At 63.4% G+C, this 14,772-nt stretch carries 15 protein-coding genes; 12 read left to right on the top strand and 3 right to left on the bottom strand.

Annotation, left to right across the window (positions count from 1 at the left end; all coding sequences use genetic code 11):
- The first annotated feature begins 67 nt into the window (after positions 1–67).
- Positions 68–409, top strand: a complete 342-nt coding sequence (locus J3P84_RS10470) for a DUF6124 family protein (RefSeq protein ID WP_434629988.1) — start codon at positions 68–70, stop codon at positions 407–409.
- Between the two features lie 487 nt (positions 410–896).
- On the top strand, positions 897–2,048 hold the full coding sequence (locus tag J3P84_RS10465) for a M14 family metallopeptidase (protein WP_434629986.1): 1,152 nt from the start codon (positions 897–899) through the stop codon (positions 2,046–2,048).
- 163 nt (positions 2,049–2,211) lie between these two features.
- Here the strand turns inward: J3P84_RS10465 and J3P84_RS10460 are convergent, their stop codons facing one another.
- Both J3P84_RS10460 and J3P84_RS10455 read right to left on the bottom strand, forming a co-directional pair.
- Positions 2,212–2,748 (bottom strand): cytochrome b, encoded by a 537-nt coding sequence (locus tag J3P84_RS10460; protein WP_434573226.1) that lies wholly within the window; start codon positions 2,746–2,748, stop codon positions 2,212–2,214.
- On the bottom strand, positions 2,745–3,827 hold the full coding sequence (locus J3P84_RS10455) for a catalase family peroxidase (protein WP_434629983.1): 1,083 nt from the start codon (positions 3,825–3,827) through the stop codon (positions 2,745–2,747). The genes J3P84_RS10460 and J3P84_RS10455 overlap by 4 nt, the downstream gene beginning before the upstream one ends.
- Positions 3,828–3,994: 167 nt before the next feature.
- Between J3P84_RS10455 and J3P84_RS10450 the strand changes: the two genes are divergently transcribed.
- Complete coding sequence (locus J3P84_RS10450; RefSeq protein ID WP_434629981.1) at positions 3,995–4,501, top strand: sigma-70 family RNA polymerase sigma factor; 507 nt, start codon at positions 3,995–3,997, stop codon at positions 4,499–4,501.
- Positions 4,498–5,250 (top strand): anti-sigma factor family protein, encoded by a 753-nt coding sequence (locus J3P84_RS10445; RefSeq protein ID WP_434629979.1) that lies wholly within the window; start codon positions 4,498–4,500, stop codon positions 5,248–5,250. Before J3P84_RS10450 ends, J3P84_RS10445 begins: the two co-directional genes overlap by 4 nt.
- Positions 5,251–5,402: 152 nt before the next feature.
- Here J3P84_RS10445 and J3P84_RS10440 read toward each other — a convergent pair whose 3' ends face one another.
- On the bottom strand, positions 5,403–6,239 hold the full coding sequence (locus J3P84_RS10440; protein WP_434629977.1) for an IclR family transcriptional regulator: 837 nt from the start codon (positions 6,237–6,239) through the stop codon (positions 5,403–5,405).
- 245 nt (positions 6,240–6,484) lie between these two features.
- Here J3P84_RS10440 and J3P84_RS10435 point away from each other — a divergent pair, with 245 nt between their 5' ends.
- The 8 genes from J3P84_RS10435 to J3P84_RS10400 all read left to right on the top strand — a co-directional run bounded on the left by J3P84_RS10435 (position 6,485) and on the right by J3P84_RS10400 (position 14,772).
- Positions 6,485–7,510 carry an ABC transporter ATP-binding protein gene (locus J3P84_RS10435; protein ID WP_434629975.1) on the top strand — a complete coding sequence of 342 codons (1,026 nt, stop codon included), beginning with the start codon at positions 6,485–6,487 and terminating at the stop codon, positions 7,508–7,510.
- A complete protein-coding gene (locus J3P84_RS10430) occupies positions 7,507–8,376 on the top strand; it encodes an ABC transporter permease (protein WP_434629973.1) in 870 nt (289 codons plus the stop codon). Before J3P84_RS10435 ends, J3P84_RS10430 begins: the two co-directional genes overlap by 4 nt.
- 6 nt (positions 8,377–8,382) lie before the next feature.
- A complete protein-coding gene (locus tag J3P84_RS10425; RefSeq protein WP_434573214.1) occupies positions 8,383–9,177 on the top strand; it encodes an ABC transporter permease in 795 nt (264 codons plus the stop codon).
- A gap of 7 nt (positions 9,178–9,184) precedes the next feature.
- A complete protein-coding gene (locus J3P84_RS10420; protein ID WP_434629971.1) occupies positions 9,185–9,475 on the top strand; it encodes a (2Fe-2S)-binding protein in 291 nt (96 codons plus the stop codon).
- 148 nt (positions 9,476–9,623) lie between these two features.
- Complete coding sequence (locus J3P84_RS10415) at positions 9,624–10,979, top strand: FAD-dependent oxidoreductase (protein ID WP_434629969.1); 1,356 nt, start codon at positions 9,624–9,626, stop codon at positions 10,977–10,979.
- On the top strand, positions 10,976–12,091 hold the full coding sequence (locus J3P84_RS10410) for an NAD(P)/FAD-dependent oxidoreductase (RefSeq protein WP_434629967.1): 1,116 nt from the start codon (positions 10,976–10,978) through the stop codon (positions 12,089–12,091). The genes J3P84_RS10415 and J3P84_RS10410 overlap by 4 nt, the downstream gene beginning before the upstream one ends.
- 18 nt (positions 12,092–12,109) lie before the next feature.
- Positions 12,110–13,171 (top strand): ABC transporter substrate-binding protein, encoded by a 1,062-nt coding sequence (locus tag J3P84_RS10405; protein ID WP_434601258.1) that lies wholly within the window; start codon positions 12,110–12,112, stop codon positions 13,169–13,171.
- Between the two features lie 257 nt (positions 13,172–13,428).
- Entirely contained in the window at positions 13,429–14,772 is a 1,344-nt protein-coding gene (locus J3P84_RS10400) for a leucine-rich repeat-containing protein kinase family protein (RefSeq protein ID WP_434629965.1), read from the top strand.

Raw genomic sequence — 14,772 nt, 5'->3', positions numbered from 1 at the left:
GTCACAATTACGCCGAGTACTAAGCTGGGATCAGGATTTCCAAACCCGCACGGAGAAACTCGACATCATGGACAAGCCCAACAACGATGAGCCCGCAGCCCCCTCGAACAACCCATTTTTGTCGCTTCAGGATTGTCCGGCGGCCAAACGCGCCCTGGACCATTACCTGAAACCGGATATTGCCGACAACCCGGCGGAACATCGCTTCTTCGACGTCAACCGAAACATCAGTGGGGAGGAAGCCCTGGTTCATGCTTGCGACCTGCTACGTTGTGCAGCCGCGACCGCCCACGAATCCGCCAGCCGATTGAACGGCCCGAGCCGTGACCTGGCATTTTCGGTGGTGCATATGATCGATCTGGTCAAGGTCATGCTCGACCGGACCCTGGACGGCTATCCGGCACGCTAGTCGCAACGCTTGAATGACGCCGCGAACGCGGGCCACGAGAAATAATTTCCAATTGAGGCAATAAAAACATTTGACTTGCAAATGATAATGATTATTATTGCATCAGCTGGTCGCGAGATCAGTCGATAGCCCAGAGGACCTTAGGTCGGACCTCTGGAATATCTCCTCATCAGGCTAATCACGGTTTTTGACCCGGCTTTTTGCCGGGTCTTTTTTTGCCGATTTTTCGGCTTATGGCTTCAGGCTAATGAAGTCTTTGGATGTTGCTGATTCGATGACGGCGATGATAGCAAACGCACTTCGCTCGCCAAAGCATCTGCGCTGCAACAGAGTGAATGAACGACAGGCAGCACTTGAGAATCATTCAGGGACTGTCTAATCTGCTTAAGCGTCCAGGGAGGGCGCCCCCTTCTTTTCATGGCGCTGATCGTCCCGGTTCGCCCGTCCTGCGTGTAAAGTAACGGCCACCAGATCCTCTACCGGAACCGTGACCGTGGCTAAATCTTCCTTTGATATCAGCGCCAACTTCGACAGTGGCAATATTGACGTCGTGGACATCAGCAACCCGTTGCAGTCGCTGCTGAAAATCAGGCCAGACACCCGTAGCGCGCATTTCCAATGGTTTCATTTCAAGGCCAGTGGCCTGCACGTCGGCCAGGAATATTCCTTCCGCCTGCTCAACGCCAGCCAATCGTCCTACAACAAGGCGTGGACAGGCTACCAAGCCGTAGCGTCCTACGATCATGTCAACTGGTTCCGTATTCCTACGCAATTCGAGGGCGACGCCCTGCGCTTTCATCTGGAAGCCGAACAGCCCCACGCCTGGTTTGCCTATTTCGAACCCTACAGCCGCGGCCGTCACGACTGGCTGATCGAACAGGCGCAGCACAAGGCCGGTACCGAACTGCTGGCGATCGGCAAAAGCGTCGAGGGCCGTGATATTCAATTGCTGCGCAAAGGCAGCGGTGCCGAGGGCCGACGCAAGATCTGGATCATTGCGCAGCAGCACCCCGGCGAGCACATGGCCGAGTGGTTCATGGAAGGAGTAATCGAACGTCTCCAGCATCAGGACGACGCCCAGCTGAACCGTTTGCTCGCCAAGGCCGATCTGTACGTGGTGCCGAACATGAATCCGGATGGCGCGTTCCACGGGCACCTGCGCACTAACGCGATGGGCCAGGACCTCAACCGGGCCTGGCAGAGCGCCAGTCCGCAAATCAGCCCCGAGGTCTATTTCGTACAGCAACAGATGGAAAAGTACGGCGTCGATCTGTTCCTTGATGTCCACGGTGACGAAGAGATACCCCACGTCTTCACTGCCGGTTGCGAAGGCAACCCGGGCTATACGCCGCGCATCGCCGGACTCGAAGAGCGCTTTCGCAGCCACCTCAAGCACCAGACCAAGGACTTCCAGACCGCCCATGGTTACATCCGCGACGAACCGGGTCAGGCTAACATGACCTTGGCCTGCAACGCGGTTGGCCAGAAATATGATTGCCTGTCCCTGACCTTGGAAATGCCGTTCAAGGACCACGACGATCACCCGAACCCACGCACGGGCTGGTCCGGCAGACGCTCAATGCAACTGGGCAAGGACGTGCTGAGCACGGTCGAGGACATCATCGACGAATTGCGCTGATATTCCCCGGCGCCCCGCTCCCCGTGGCGAGGGAGCTTGCTCCCGCTGGGTGGCGTAGCCACCCCGAATGGATTGATGCAGTTTTTCAGACATATCGCGTCAGCCGGTTTTACGACGGCTGCGCCGCCGAGCGGGAGCAAGCTCCCTCGCCACGGGTTACGCGTCAGTCCTTGCCGCGCAACATGCTGCCCAACACCTCATCCCGGCGCACCCACCCATGGAACAGCGCCGCCGCCAAATGCACCAGCACGGTCAGGAACAACAGATAGGCCAGGTAGCCATGGGCCTTGCGCAGCCACGCAAAAGTCTGGGCATCCGCTGGCAGGATGGAGGGCAACCGCAGCGATTCGCTAAGCATCACCGGGTCGCCTGCTGCCGAAATCATGCTCCAGCCCAACAGCGGCAGGATCAGCATCAAGGCGTACAGCAAGACATGCGAGGCCTTGGCCGCCAATACCTGCCACCCCGGCAGATCGGCTGGCAGCGGCGGCGTACGGCGGGTGAAGCGCACCACCAGGCGCACGATCACCAGCAACAGAATCGCGATGCCCAGAGGTTTGTGCAGTTGGAGCAACCATTCGTGGCGCTCGGACACCGAGGCGACCATGCCTGCGCCGATAAACAGCATGGCGATGATCATCAGGGCCATCAGCCAATGCAGCAGCCGAGCCAGCGGTGCGAAGTGTCGAGGGGCGTTCATTGACGGGACTCCTGGGTAGCGGGCAATTGGCTGACTTCGCTGGTGCGCCGCAGATAGGAACTGGCATAGGCTGCCGAGCGGGCGGCCAGCAGCGGATCATCCGAGCCTTCGATGCCACTGGGCAGGATCAGCGGGTCATAGTTGATGTCGCGGCAATCCCCGTTGTCCTGCGCCTGGGCGCGCTCCAGTACCAGGGTACCGGCGTTGAGCGCCTTGCGGTCGCCGGGCCAGGCCTTGCTGGCGTCGTTGACCGGGTCGCCCGGATTGGCCAGGGTAATGTTCAGCTGCCAGCGCAGTGGCCCGGCAGCCAGGCGTTTCGTCAGGTCCTGCTCAAGGAAATCAGCGCCTTGGGGCGGCGTGGTCTGAGCCGCGTCCTGGCTAGTTGGTACTACCGCCCAGCGCACCGCCTGGCGCTCCCCCGAGGGGTTGACCAGATAGAACGCGTTAATCCCGTTATAAGTTTCGGTGGCATAGCTGGCCGAGGGTTTTGCGGTCTTGATCCATTGCAGGAACGGCATCGCCTCGGGATGCGCGGCAAAAAACGCCGGCACCGCCGCCGGATTCGGTTTACCCGTGGCCGGATCCGGCGACTGGGCCTGTTGAAGCTGGAAGAACGCCTCGGGCGTCCCCACCGGGAAAACCGGCATGCTGTTCATGCCCGTGCGCCATTGCTGGCCATCGGACTGGGTAAAACGCAACGCCAGGCTGCGGATCGGCACGCTGCCATCGGGTGCGTAGGGGTTGCCGCTGGGCAGTGCAAAACGACCCACCACCGGCGTCCGCGCATCATTGAACACCTGCGCGCTGGAGTAGGCTCGCGCCTCGCCGCTGTTCTCAAAATAGCCCGCAACGCAGACACCTTTGGAGTGATTGCGCCGAAAACCCGGATGAACCCCGTTATTGGTTTCCAGCACGTTGACCAAGGCCTTGGGCGTCAGTCGTTGCGGGTCCAGGGTACCGTTCACGTAAGCGAATGCCCCGGCCAGCGCGGCGACGACCGCGGCGATGCCGGTCAGGCGCAACGCCAGGCTGGCAGCGCTCAACGGCGGCCGACTCGATTCAGAAGAAGGGTCAACCATTTGCAGACTCCAGGGCACACGGCCATCTGTGGAAAGGACCCGTCAGACGAAAGCCCGACGGGTTTATTCCCACGTCGCGTATTTATTTTTCCTGCGCTGGAATAATCTCGTTCCCGGGTCGTCTTTCCAGTCCCAACCCAGCGATTGCCCAACGAAGCTGCCCGCCCATGAACGAACTCGACGACCAGTTGCGCCTGCTCATCCCACGGCTACGACGTTTTGCCGTGTCGCTGACTCGCAACCCCAGCAATGCCGATGACCTGGTGCAGACATGCCTGGAACGGGCCTTGTCGAAATGGACCGACAAGCGCCCGGACGGCGACCTGCGGGCCTGGCTGTTTTCGATTCTCTACCGGCAGTTCCTCGATGCCCATCGCCGCTCCCGACGTTATGCGCGGATGCTCGAACTGTTCACCGGCCGCGACGATGCGCACCCTTCGGCCGAACGCAGTGTCATCGCCCAATCGTCACTCCAGGCCTTCGATCAACTGCCCACCGAGCAACGTGCGCTGCTGTTATGGGTCTCGGTGGAAGGCTTGAGCTACCAGCAAGTGGCCGACATCCTGGACGTGCCGACGGGCACCGTGATGTCGCGTCTGTCCCGTGCGCGCCAAGCGTTGCGTCAACTCAGCGAAGGCGAAATCGCCCGCCCTGCCCTGCGGATACTCAAATGATCAGCATGCCCCCCAGCGACAGCGACCTGCACGCCTATGTCGATCGCCAGCTCAGCGAAGACGACCAACGCCAGGTGCAGATCTACCTCGACAGCCATCCCGATGTCGCCGCGCGGGTCCGCGGATGGCAGCAAGACACCCAGCAATTGCGCGCGGCCATGAGCGCGGCCCTGCAGCAATCACCCAACCCTGGCCTGGATCCGGCGATCATTCGGCAACGCCTCAGGCACCGGTCCCGACGCCAGCTGGCCAATGCGGCGGTGCTGGTGCTGGCGGTCGGGGTCGGCGGATTCGGCGGATGGCAGGCCCGGCAGATGACCCTGCTCAGCGCCGCAGCGCCCATGGCTGATGCGCTGCAGGCCTATCGCTTGATTGCCCAGCAGGGCGTCCTGCCCGCGGACTACCAGACGGGCGACGAGCAAAGCATGCAAGGCTGGCTCGACCGCTACTTCACCCAGGCCGACCGCTTGCCGGATCTCTCGGCGGCGGGCTTCAAGCCGGTCAGCGGACGATTGCTCAGTACTGACCAAGGCGCCGCTGCGATGGTGGTCTATCAGGACCCGAGCGGCCTGAAGATCAGTTTCTACGTGCGTCCACCTGGCCCGAAAAACTACCTGCTGCCCCGTGGCAGCCGGCGCGACGGTGAATTGCAGGCCGAATACTGGTCCGGGCCGGGATACAACTATGCGATGGTCATCCCGAGTGATATGCCGGCGGCGCAGAAGCTCAAGCAAACCCTGAACTTCTGATCGCCACTGCCGCCTGCGGGCCCCCTGTGGCCCCCTGTGGGAGCGAGCCTGCTCGCGAAGACGGCGTATCTGCCCCGGTGATGTCGACTGGCACACCGCTTTCGCGAGCAGGCTCGCTCCCACAGAGAGTAGCGACGGCCAGCAAGCGCTGCTCACCCCTGCCTGAACACCTGCGAAGGCCTGCGCAGCAGCGGGTCGAACGGGTTGATGCGCGGACCGATCGCCGCGGCTTCGCGCTTGAGCATCTCCACCACCGTCGGCAGGCGATCCGGCCCGAGCCGGTCGCTGATGGTCGCCACGCTCAGCGCTGCGACGGCCCGGCCTTCACGATCGAGAATGGGCACCGCGACCCCGGCCATGCCTTGCAACACACCCGTGTTGCGTCCGGCGTAGCCCAGTGTCCGCACGTTCTCGACCTCGGTGCGCAGGAAGACTTCATCGTACAAATGAAAATCCTTGAGCCGCGGCAGGTTGTAATGGATCACCGTGTCGCGCTCCTCCTCTGGCAGGAATGCCAGGATCGCCAGGCTGCCCTGCCCCACGCCCAGTGCCACGCGGCCGCCGATGTCACCGGTGAAGGTGCGAATCGGAAACGGCCCCTCGCTGCGATCCAGGCAGATGGCATCGAAACCGCAACGCGCCAGCAGAAACAGCGAATCCCCCAGCGACGCCGACAGCCGCAACATGGCGGGCCTGGCCAGTTCACGCAGGTTACCGGTATTGCCGGCGCGGGCAGCCAGGGCAAAGAAGTCCAGGCTGAGCCGATAGCGTTTGCTGCGCGCATCCTGCTCGACCATGCCCTCGTCCATCAGGTTGCGCAGCAAGCGGTGCGTGGTCGGCTGGGACAGGCCGATGCGCTGGGCCAGTTGCGTCACGCGCTCACCGCCTTCAACGGTCTCGCCCAGGCTGCGCAGCACCGCGAACAGCCGTGAGACCGAGCCGACCCCAACTTCACCTTTTTCTAAATTCCGCTCAGTGGAATAAGGCATGTCATTTCTCTTCAGATAGTTTACTCACCGGATGAAACTGAAAATAGTTGTCGTCTCAGTGAAATAGTCCATTGAGCCCATCCTATTCTTCGTCCTACTCTGCGTCCATACAGGGGCGATTCGAACAACAGCGGCAGCCGACTTGATCTCGAGCGCCAACGCACCCCGCGACATCCTTTCGTATCTGCCCATACAAAAAAGCGCGCCTCGCGGCGACGCATAACAATCTCAGGTGGAGCGCAGTCATGGCTTTCGTGCAACTTGAAAACTTGAGCAAACGTTATGGCGACCTCGACGCCGTGGTCGCCACCAACCTCTCGGTGGAAAAAGGCGAGTTCGTCTCCCTGCTGGGGCCATCAGGTTGCGGCAAGACCACGACCCTGCAAATGATCGCCGGCTTCGTCGAAGCCAGCAGCGGGCGCATCCTCCTCGACAGTCGCGACATCACTCACGCCAAGCCGGCCAGCCGGGGCCTGGGCGTGGTGTTCCAGAGCTACGCGCTGTTCCCCCACATGACCGTCAAGGACAACGTTGCCTTCGGCTTGCGTATGCGCAAAGTGCCGAGCACCGAATTGCAGACACGGGTCGATCGGGTACTCAAGCTGGTGCGCCTCGACCAGCACGCCGAGCGCTACCCGCGTGAACTCTCCGGCGGCCAGCGCCAGCGCGTGGCTTTGGCCCGGGCGCTGGTGATCGAACCGCCGGTGCTGCTACTAGACGAACCGTTGTCCAACCTCGACGCCAACCTGCGCGAGGAGATGCAGTTCGAGATCCGCCGCATCCAGCGCGAGGTCGGCATCACTACGTTGATGGTGACGCATGACCAGTCCGAGGCGCTGTCGATCAGCGACCGGGTGGTGGTGATGCAGGCCGGGCGCATCACCCAGATCGACGCGCCCTACACGCTTTATGAACACCCGCGCACCGAGTTCATTTCCGGTTTTGTCGGCAAAGCCAACCTGCTCCCGGGCCAGCGGGACAGCGCCGGCGTCGTGCAAGTCTTTGGCGCCGGTCAAGGCGAGCTGACCCTGAGCCTGCGCCCGGAGAAAATCGATCTGTGCGCCGCCGGCGCGGGGCGGCTGCAAGGCACTGTCACCAGCCGTTTTTTCCTCGGCAGCCAGTGGCTGTACGGCGTCGACACCCACCTGGGCGAGCTCAGCGTGGTGCGCCGCAACGACGGCTCGGCGCCCCTGACCGAAGGCACCGCCGTCGGCCTGGACTGGGATCCGGCGCTGCTGCGGGTGCTGAGCGTGGACGAGGTGTCGGCATGAAGCTGATGTATGCCATCAAGCGCGGCCGCCAGGGTTACCTGATGTCGGCCCCGGCCCTGGCCTTGTACCTGAGCCTGCTGGTCATTCCCCTCGGGTTGACGCTGGTGTTGTCGTTCAACGTCTTCGACTACGGCTCGGGCATCAACAGCGAGGCCTACACGTTCGAGCATTACACCAGCCTGCTGGGCGATCCGTACTTTTATGAAATCTTCCTGCGCACGTTGTGGATCAGCGCCCTGACCACCGTGCTCTGCGTGCTGATCGGCGTGCCCGAGGCCTACATTCTCAGCCGCATGGGCGCGCCTTGGCGCTCGATTTTCCTGATTCTGATCCTCACGCCGCTGTTGATCTCGGTGGTGGTGCGGGCCTTCGGCTGGAGCCTGCTGCTCGGCGCCGACGGCCTGGTCAACCAGACGTTGCAGGCCCTTGGCGGCTCGCCGATGAAGCTGCTCTACACGCCGTTTGCCGTGGTCATCGCCCTGGTCCATGTAATGTTGCCGTTCATGATCATTCCGGTCTGGACCTCGTTGCAGAAACTCGACCCGGCCGCCGAACAGGCCGCGCTGTCCCTGGGCGCGAGCCAGTTCACGGTGATCCGCAAGGTCGTGTTGCCGCAGATCATGCCCGGCGTACTGTCCGGCACCCTGATTGTGTTCGGCCTCGCCGCCAGTTCCTTCGCGATACCCGGCCTGCTCGGCGGGCGTCGCTTGAAGATGGTCGCCACGCTGATCTACGACCAGTACCTGTCGGAACTCAACTGGCCCATGGGCGCGGCCATTGCCGTCGCGCTGCTGCTGCTCAACCTGCTGATCATGCTCTCGTGGAACCGCATGATCGAAGGCCGCTACAAGAAATCATTGGGGTAATTCTTCATGTCCAGGAACGGTCCTTTCGCCCTGTTGTTTCACGCCCTGGTCGTGGTGTTCATGCTGGCGCCACTGGTGGTGGTCTGCCTGGTGGCCTTCACCCCGGAAAACACCCTGAGCCTGCCCACCACGGAGTTTTCCCTGCGCTGGTTCCGTGCCGTGTTCGAGCGCGCGGATTTTGTCGATGCGTTCTACAACAGCCTGGTCCTGGCGTTCTGCGCGGCGTCGCTGGCGACGTTGATCGCGGTGCCGGCGGCGCTGGCAATCACCCGGCTGGAGTTTCCTGGCCGGGATTTTTTCAACGGCCTGTTCCTGTCGCCGATCATCATTCCGCACCTGGTGCTGGGCGTCGCGTTACTGCGCCTGTTTGCGCTGATGGGCGTGAACGGCAGTTTTACCTGGCTGATCTTCGCCCACGTGCTGGTGATCACGCCCTATGTGCTGCGCCTGGTGCTGGCTTCGGCCATCGGCCTGGACCGCAGCGCCGAACAGGCTGCGCAATCGCTGGGCGCGGGGCGCTTCACCCTGTTCCGGCAGATCACCTTGCCGATGATTCTGCCGGGCGTGGCCGGAGGCTGGTTGCTGGCGTTCATCAATAGCTTCGATGAAGTCACGCTGTCGATCTTCGTCACCTCGCCGGCCACGCAAACCCTGCCGGTGCGCATGTATGTGTACGCCACCGAATCCATCGACCCGATGATGGCGGCGGTGTCGGCGCTGGTTATCGGGCTGACTGCATTGACGATGATTTTGCTCGACCGGGTCTATGGCCTGGATCGGGTCCTGGTGGGCAAACAATGAGGGCGCCATGGCTCTGCTGAAACGACTGGCCGAGCGCGATCGCCCGGCCTTGGACTTCACGCTCGACGGCTTGCCTGCCAGCGGTCTGCTCGGCGATACCGTGCTGACCGCCGTGCTGACCTGCGCTGAGCACTTGCGCGGCAGCGACTTCGGCGCGGAGCCCCGGGCCGGTTTCTGCCTGATGGGCGCCTGCCAGGATTGCTGGGTCCGATTGGGCGACGGTCGCCGCGTGCGCGCCTGCTCGACGCTGCTCGAAGCCGGCCAGCAGATCAGCCGCGAACCGGGGCGCAAGGTATGAATGACTTTGGCAGACGCGGCCTCTTCGCGAGCAGGCTCGCTCCCACAGAAGAGCCGGCATCATCACAACCCCATTGTGGGAGCGAGCCTGCTCGCGAAGGCGGCATCAGCCACTCCACCGGTCTCCAAGCATCGCCAGCGAGGTGGCCATGAACCCCATAGCCATCATCGGCGCCGGCCCCGCCGGCATCCGCGCTGCGCAAACCCTGGTTGCCCATGGCGTGTACCCGGTCCTGCTGGACGAGGCGGCACGCGGCGGCGGTCAGATCTATCGGCGCCAGCCGGCCAACTTCACGCGCACGCCGAACCAGCTCTATGGCTTCGAAGCGCACAAGGCCAGCGCCCTGCACCAAACCGTGGATGAATTGCGCGAGCAGATCGACTATCGCCCCGACACGCTGGTGTGGAACGCCGAGGGCGGGCTGCTGGATACCTTGCATGAAGGCCGCGCCGCGCGCCTGGCGTATGCCAGCGTGATCGTCGCGACGGGCGCCACCGACCGGATCCTGCCGGTGCCTGGCTGGACGCTGCCGGGGGTGTACAGCCTGGGCGCGGCGCAAATCGCCCTGAAGTTCCAGGGCTGCGCCATCGGCGAGCGAGTGGTGTTCGCCGGCAGCGGGCCGTTGTTGTATCTGGTGGCGTACCAATACGCCAAGGCCGGCGCCCATGTCGTCGCGGTGCTCGACAGCTCCCCCTTGAGCGCCCAGTGCCGCGCCCTGCCCGGCCTGCTCGCACAACCGGCCACCCTCGCCAAAGGCCTCTATTACCGCGCCTGGCTCACAGCCCACGGCATCGCCGTGCAGCAAGGCGCCAGCCTTTCGCGCATCGACGGCGAACGCCGGGTGCAGTCGTTGTCATGGCAAAACGGAAAAGGCCAGCACCGGCTCGATTGCGATGCGGTGGCCTTCGCCCACGGCTTGCGCAGCGAAACCCAACTGGCCGACCTGCTCGGTTGTGAATTTGCCTGGAACCCGCTCAACCGAGCCTGGTTGCCGCAGCGCGACCGCGCCGGGCGCAGCAGCTCGCCAGGGGTCTACCTGGCCGGCGATGGCGCCGGGATCATGGGCGCCGATGCCGCCGAAATGGCCGGCGAACGGGCAGCCCTGGCATTGCTCGAAGATCTCGGTTACCAGATCGACCCGCAACGCTGCGCCCAGCTGGAACAATCCCTCGAACGCATCGGCCGTTTCCGGCAAGGCCTGGAGCGCGCCTTTGCGTTTCCCGAGGACTGGGCGGACCGCGCCGCTGATGGGCTGATGATTTGCCGCTGCGAAGAAGTCAGCGTCGGTGACATCCGGCAAATCGTGGGTGAAGGCCACTGGGAGATCAACCGGGTCAAGGCCCATTGCAGGGTCGGCATGGGCCGCTGCCAGGGGCGGATGTGCGGTGCCGCGGCGGCGGAAATCATCGCTCGGGAAAGTGGACGCAACGTTCAGGAAATCGGCCGTCTGCGGGCACAGGCGCCGATCAAGCCGGTCCCGTTTGGCCTGGAGGTCGAGTCATGATCGAAGTGGATGCGCTGGTCATCGGCGGCGGTATCGTCGGCGCCTCGGCGGCGTTGTTCCTGAGCCAGGCCGGGCGGAGCGTGGCGCTACTGGAGCGGGACTTCTGCGGTTCGCATTCCAGCGGCGTGAATTATGGCGGCGTACGGCGCCAGGGGCGGCCATTGTCGCAACTGCCGTTGTCGCAACGCGCGCATGAGATCTGGGCGCGATTGCCGCAACTGATCGGCATCGACGGTGAGTATCAGCGTAGCGGTCATCTGAAGCTGGCCCGCAGCCTCGATGACCTGCGTGCGTTGCATGATTATGCCGCGAGCAGTCATGGCTTCGGCCTGGATCTGCAATTGCTGGATCGCGATCAACTGCGCAGGCGGTTTCCCTGGGTCGGCGACGTCGCGGTCGGCGCCTCGCTGTGCCCGGGCGACGGTCACGCCAATCCGCGCCTGGTCTCGCCGGCATTTGCCCAGGCGGCTCGCAGGCATGGCGCAAAGGTTTACGAACAATGCCAGGTCAGCCAGGTGACGCACGACGGCCAGCGCTTTGTCGTGCGCACCGAGACAGGCCTTGAGCTGCGCGCGCCGTGGCTGCTGAACTGCGCCGGGGCCTGGGCGAGTCGGTTCGCCGCGCAGTTTGGCGAGGCCGTACCGATGCACGCCGGGCACCCGGCCATGCTGGTCACCGAGCCGCTGCCGGTCGTGATGGACGCCAGCACTGGCGTAGAAGGCGGCGGCATTTATGCGCGCCAGGTCGCCCGGGGCAATTGCGTGTTGGGTGGCGGCCAGGGTTTCGCCCTCGATGACGCCCGCGCCCGCCCCGGCCAGAACGCCGTCATCGAGATCCTGCGCCAGGCCGTCGAACTCTACCCTTTCCTGGAGGGCGCCCAGGCGATTCGTACCTGGAGCGGCACCGAAGGTTACCTGCCCGATCGCCAACCGGTGATCGGCCCGAGCAGTACCCAGTCCGGCCTGTTGCATGCGTTCGGCTTTGCCGGCGCCGGTTTCCAGATCGGCCCGGCGGTGGGCCAGGCGCTCACTGAGATCATCTGCTGCGGCGCCTCAACCACGCCGCTGGATGCGTTTTCCATCACTCGGTTTCACTCCATCTCCGTTGCTTGATAGAGGAAGGTCGCGCCAATGAATAACGTCAAACGCAGTGCACTGTTCGGTTTCTGCTCGCTGGGCTCCGCTTGCCTGGGCGCCCTGCTCCCGGTCACCCAGGCGTTGGCCGAACCGACGCTTTACCTGGGCATGAACGGCGGCACCATGGAGCGGCTGTATGCCGACAAGGTCCTGCCGGCCTTTGAGAAAGCCAACAACGTCAAGGTGGTGATCGTGCCAGGCACCTCGGCCGACATCCTCGCCAAGGTCCAGGCCAGCAAGGGCAACCCGCAGATGCACGTGATGTTCCTCGACGATGGCATCATGTACCGCGCCATCGCCATGGGGCTGTGCGACAAGCTTGAAGACAGCCCGCCCCTGGCGCAGATTCCGGCCAAGGGCCGGATCAAGGACCAGGCCGTAGCTGTCAGCCTCGGGGTCACCGGGCTTGCTTACAACACGCGGCTGTTCAAGGAAAAAGGCTGGAACACACCCACCTCGTGGATGGACCTGGCCGATCCGCGGTTCAAGGACAAGGTGGTGTTCCAGTCCATGGCGTCGTCAACCTTCGGCCTGCACGGTTTCCTGATGTTCAACCGGATCCAGGGCGGCAGCGAAACCGACGTCGAACCGGGTTTCAAGGCCTGGCCGAACACGATCGGGCGCAACGTGCTGGAGTACATTCCCAGCTCGGCGAAAATCTCCGAAATGCTGCAAACCGACGAAGCCGCGCTGTTCCCGCTGACGCCGACCCAGGTGACCGCCTTGAAACTCAAGGGCATGCCAGTCGAGTATGCACAACCGAAGGAAGGCGCAGTGGTGCTCAACGTCGCGGAATGCGCGGTGGCCCACAACAGCGAACCCGAACTCGCGCAGAAACTTGCCGCGTTCCTGCTGACGCCTGAAGCCCAGGCCATTGCCCTGGAGGAAGGCGACCAGATCCCGTCCAACCCCAACACCCCGACCACCGACAAGACTCGTGGCCAGGTGGAAGCGATGAAGCAATACCTGGAAACCGCGATCGCGGTGGATTGGGACCAGGTCAATGAGCAACGTCCGGCCTGGAACGCGCGGTGGAATCGCAGCATCGAGCGCTAGGCAACAGGCGCCGGTCTTTTTGTTTATCATGCGGGTCAACAACGCCAACGAACTCGACGCTTGATCCCTGTGGCGAGGGAGCTTGCTCCCGCTGGGCTGCGAAGCAGACCCCGAATCTGACACCTCGGTGTGTCAGGTTGATGGAGTTGCAGCTTTGGGGCTGCGCTGCAGCCCAGCGGGAGCAAGCTCCCTCGCCACGGGTTCGGTGCTGATTTCGATATTTGCGCTCTCCTCATGGCCTCTATGCGAACCCGCCCATGCACACCCTCACCCAACTGCGTACCGGCCAGCTGTCAGGCATTACCCGACTGAAGCTCTCGTGCGGCCTGACGGAGTTTCCCCGGGAAATTTTCAACCTGGCGGACTCCCTCGAAATCCTCGACCTGAGCGGCAACCAGCTCGATACGCTGCCCGACGACCTGTATCGGCTGCCGCACCTGCGCGTGCTGTTCTGCTCCGACAACCACTTCACTGAATTGCCCGAATGCCTGGGACGCTGCAGCGCGTTGACCATGATCGGCTTCAAGGCCAACCGCATCGAACACGTGACCGCTCAGGCTTTGCCGCCACTGCTGCGCTGGCTGATCCTGACCGATAACCGCGTCAGCCAGTTGCCGGATGAACTGGGCCATCGCCCGCACCTGCAAAAGCTGATGCTGGCGGGCAATCGTCTTCAGCAACTGCCCGAGAGCCTCGCCCAGTGTCATCGCCTCGAATTGCTGCGCATCGCCGCCAATCAACTGACCGAATTGCCGTCCTGGTTGTTTGAGCTGCCTAGCCTCAGTTGGCTGGCCTACGCCGGGAATCCCTTGGAAGCCCAGGCCGAGGCCGCCGCGCTGCATGCCGCCACGCCTGTCGACTGGCTGCAACTGAGATTGCAACACACTCTCGGCGAAGGTGCTTCGGGGGTGATTCATCAAGCGCTGTGGCAAGCACCGGGCCGCCCCGCGCGAAACGTCGCGGTCAAGCTGTACAAAGGCCAGATGACCAGCGATGGCTCGCCACTGCATGAAATGCATGCCTGCATCACAGCCGGCAAGCATCCTAACCTGATCGAAGTATTGGGCCAGGTCAGCGGTCATCCCGGGCAACAGGCCGGGCTGGTGATGGCCCTGATCGGACCCGATTACCGCAACCTGGCCGGGCTGCCGAGCCTGGCGTCCTGCACCCGCGACGTCTACGACGACGAGCTGCGGCTGAGCGCAGCGGCGGCCTTGCGCATCGCCCAAGGCGTTGCGTCGGTGGCGGCGCACCTGCATCGCCAGGGCATCACCCATGGGGATCTGTACGGCCACAATATCCTCTGCAACGACCAGGGCGATTGCCTGCTCGGCGACTTCGGCGCGGCGTCTTTCCATGCCACGGCTGACACGCCGCAAACGCGCGCCCTGCAACGCATCGAGGTGCGGGCGTTCGGGATTCTGCTGGGGGAGTTGCTGGCGCGGATCGAGCCGGCGCTCGCGGATGAGACGCTTGAGCGGTTGCGACAGCTGGAGACGCGCTGCTGTCAGCCGGACGTACTGGCGCGGCCGGGGTTTGACGAGATAGCTGGCTTGTTCGGCGACCGTGGCGAGGGAGCTGCCTCCCTCACCACAAGGTAA

The organism is Pseudomonas sp. Z1-29 (assembly GCF_051131995.1).
Taxonomy (GTDB): domain Bacteria; phylum Pseudomonadota; class Gammaproteobacteria; order Pseudomonadales; family Pseudomonadaceae; genus Aquipseudomonas.
This window is presented reverse-complemented; position numbering and strand designations above follow the sequence as displayed.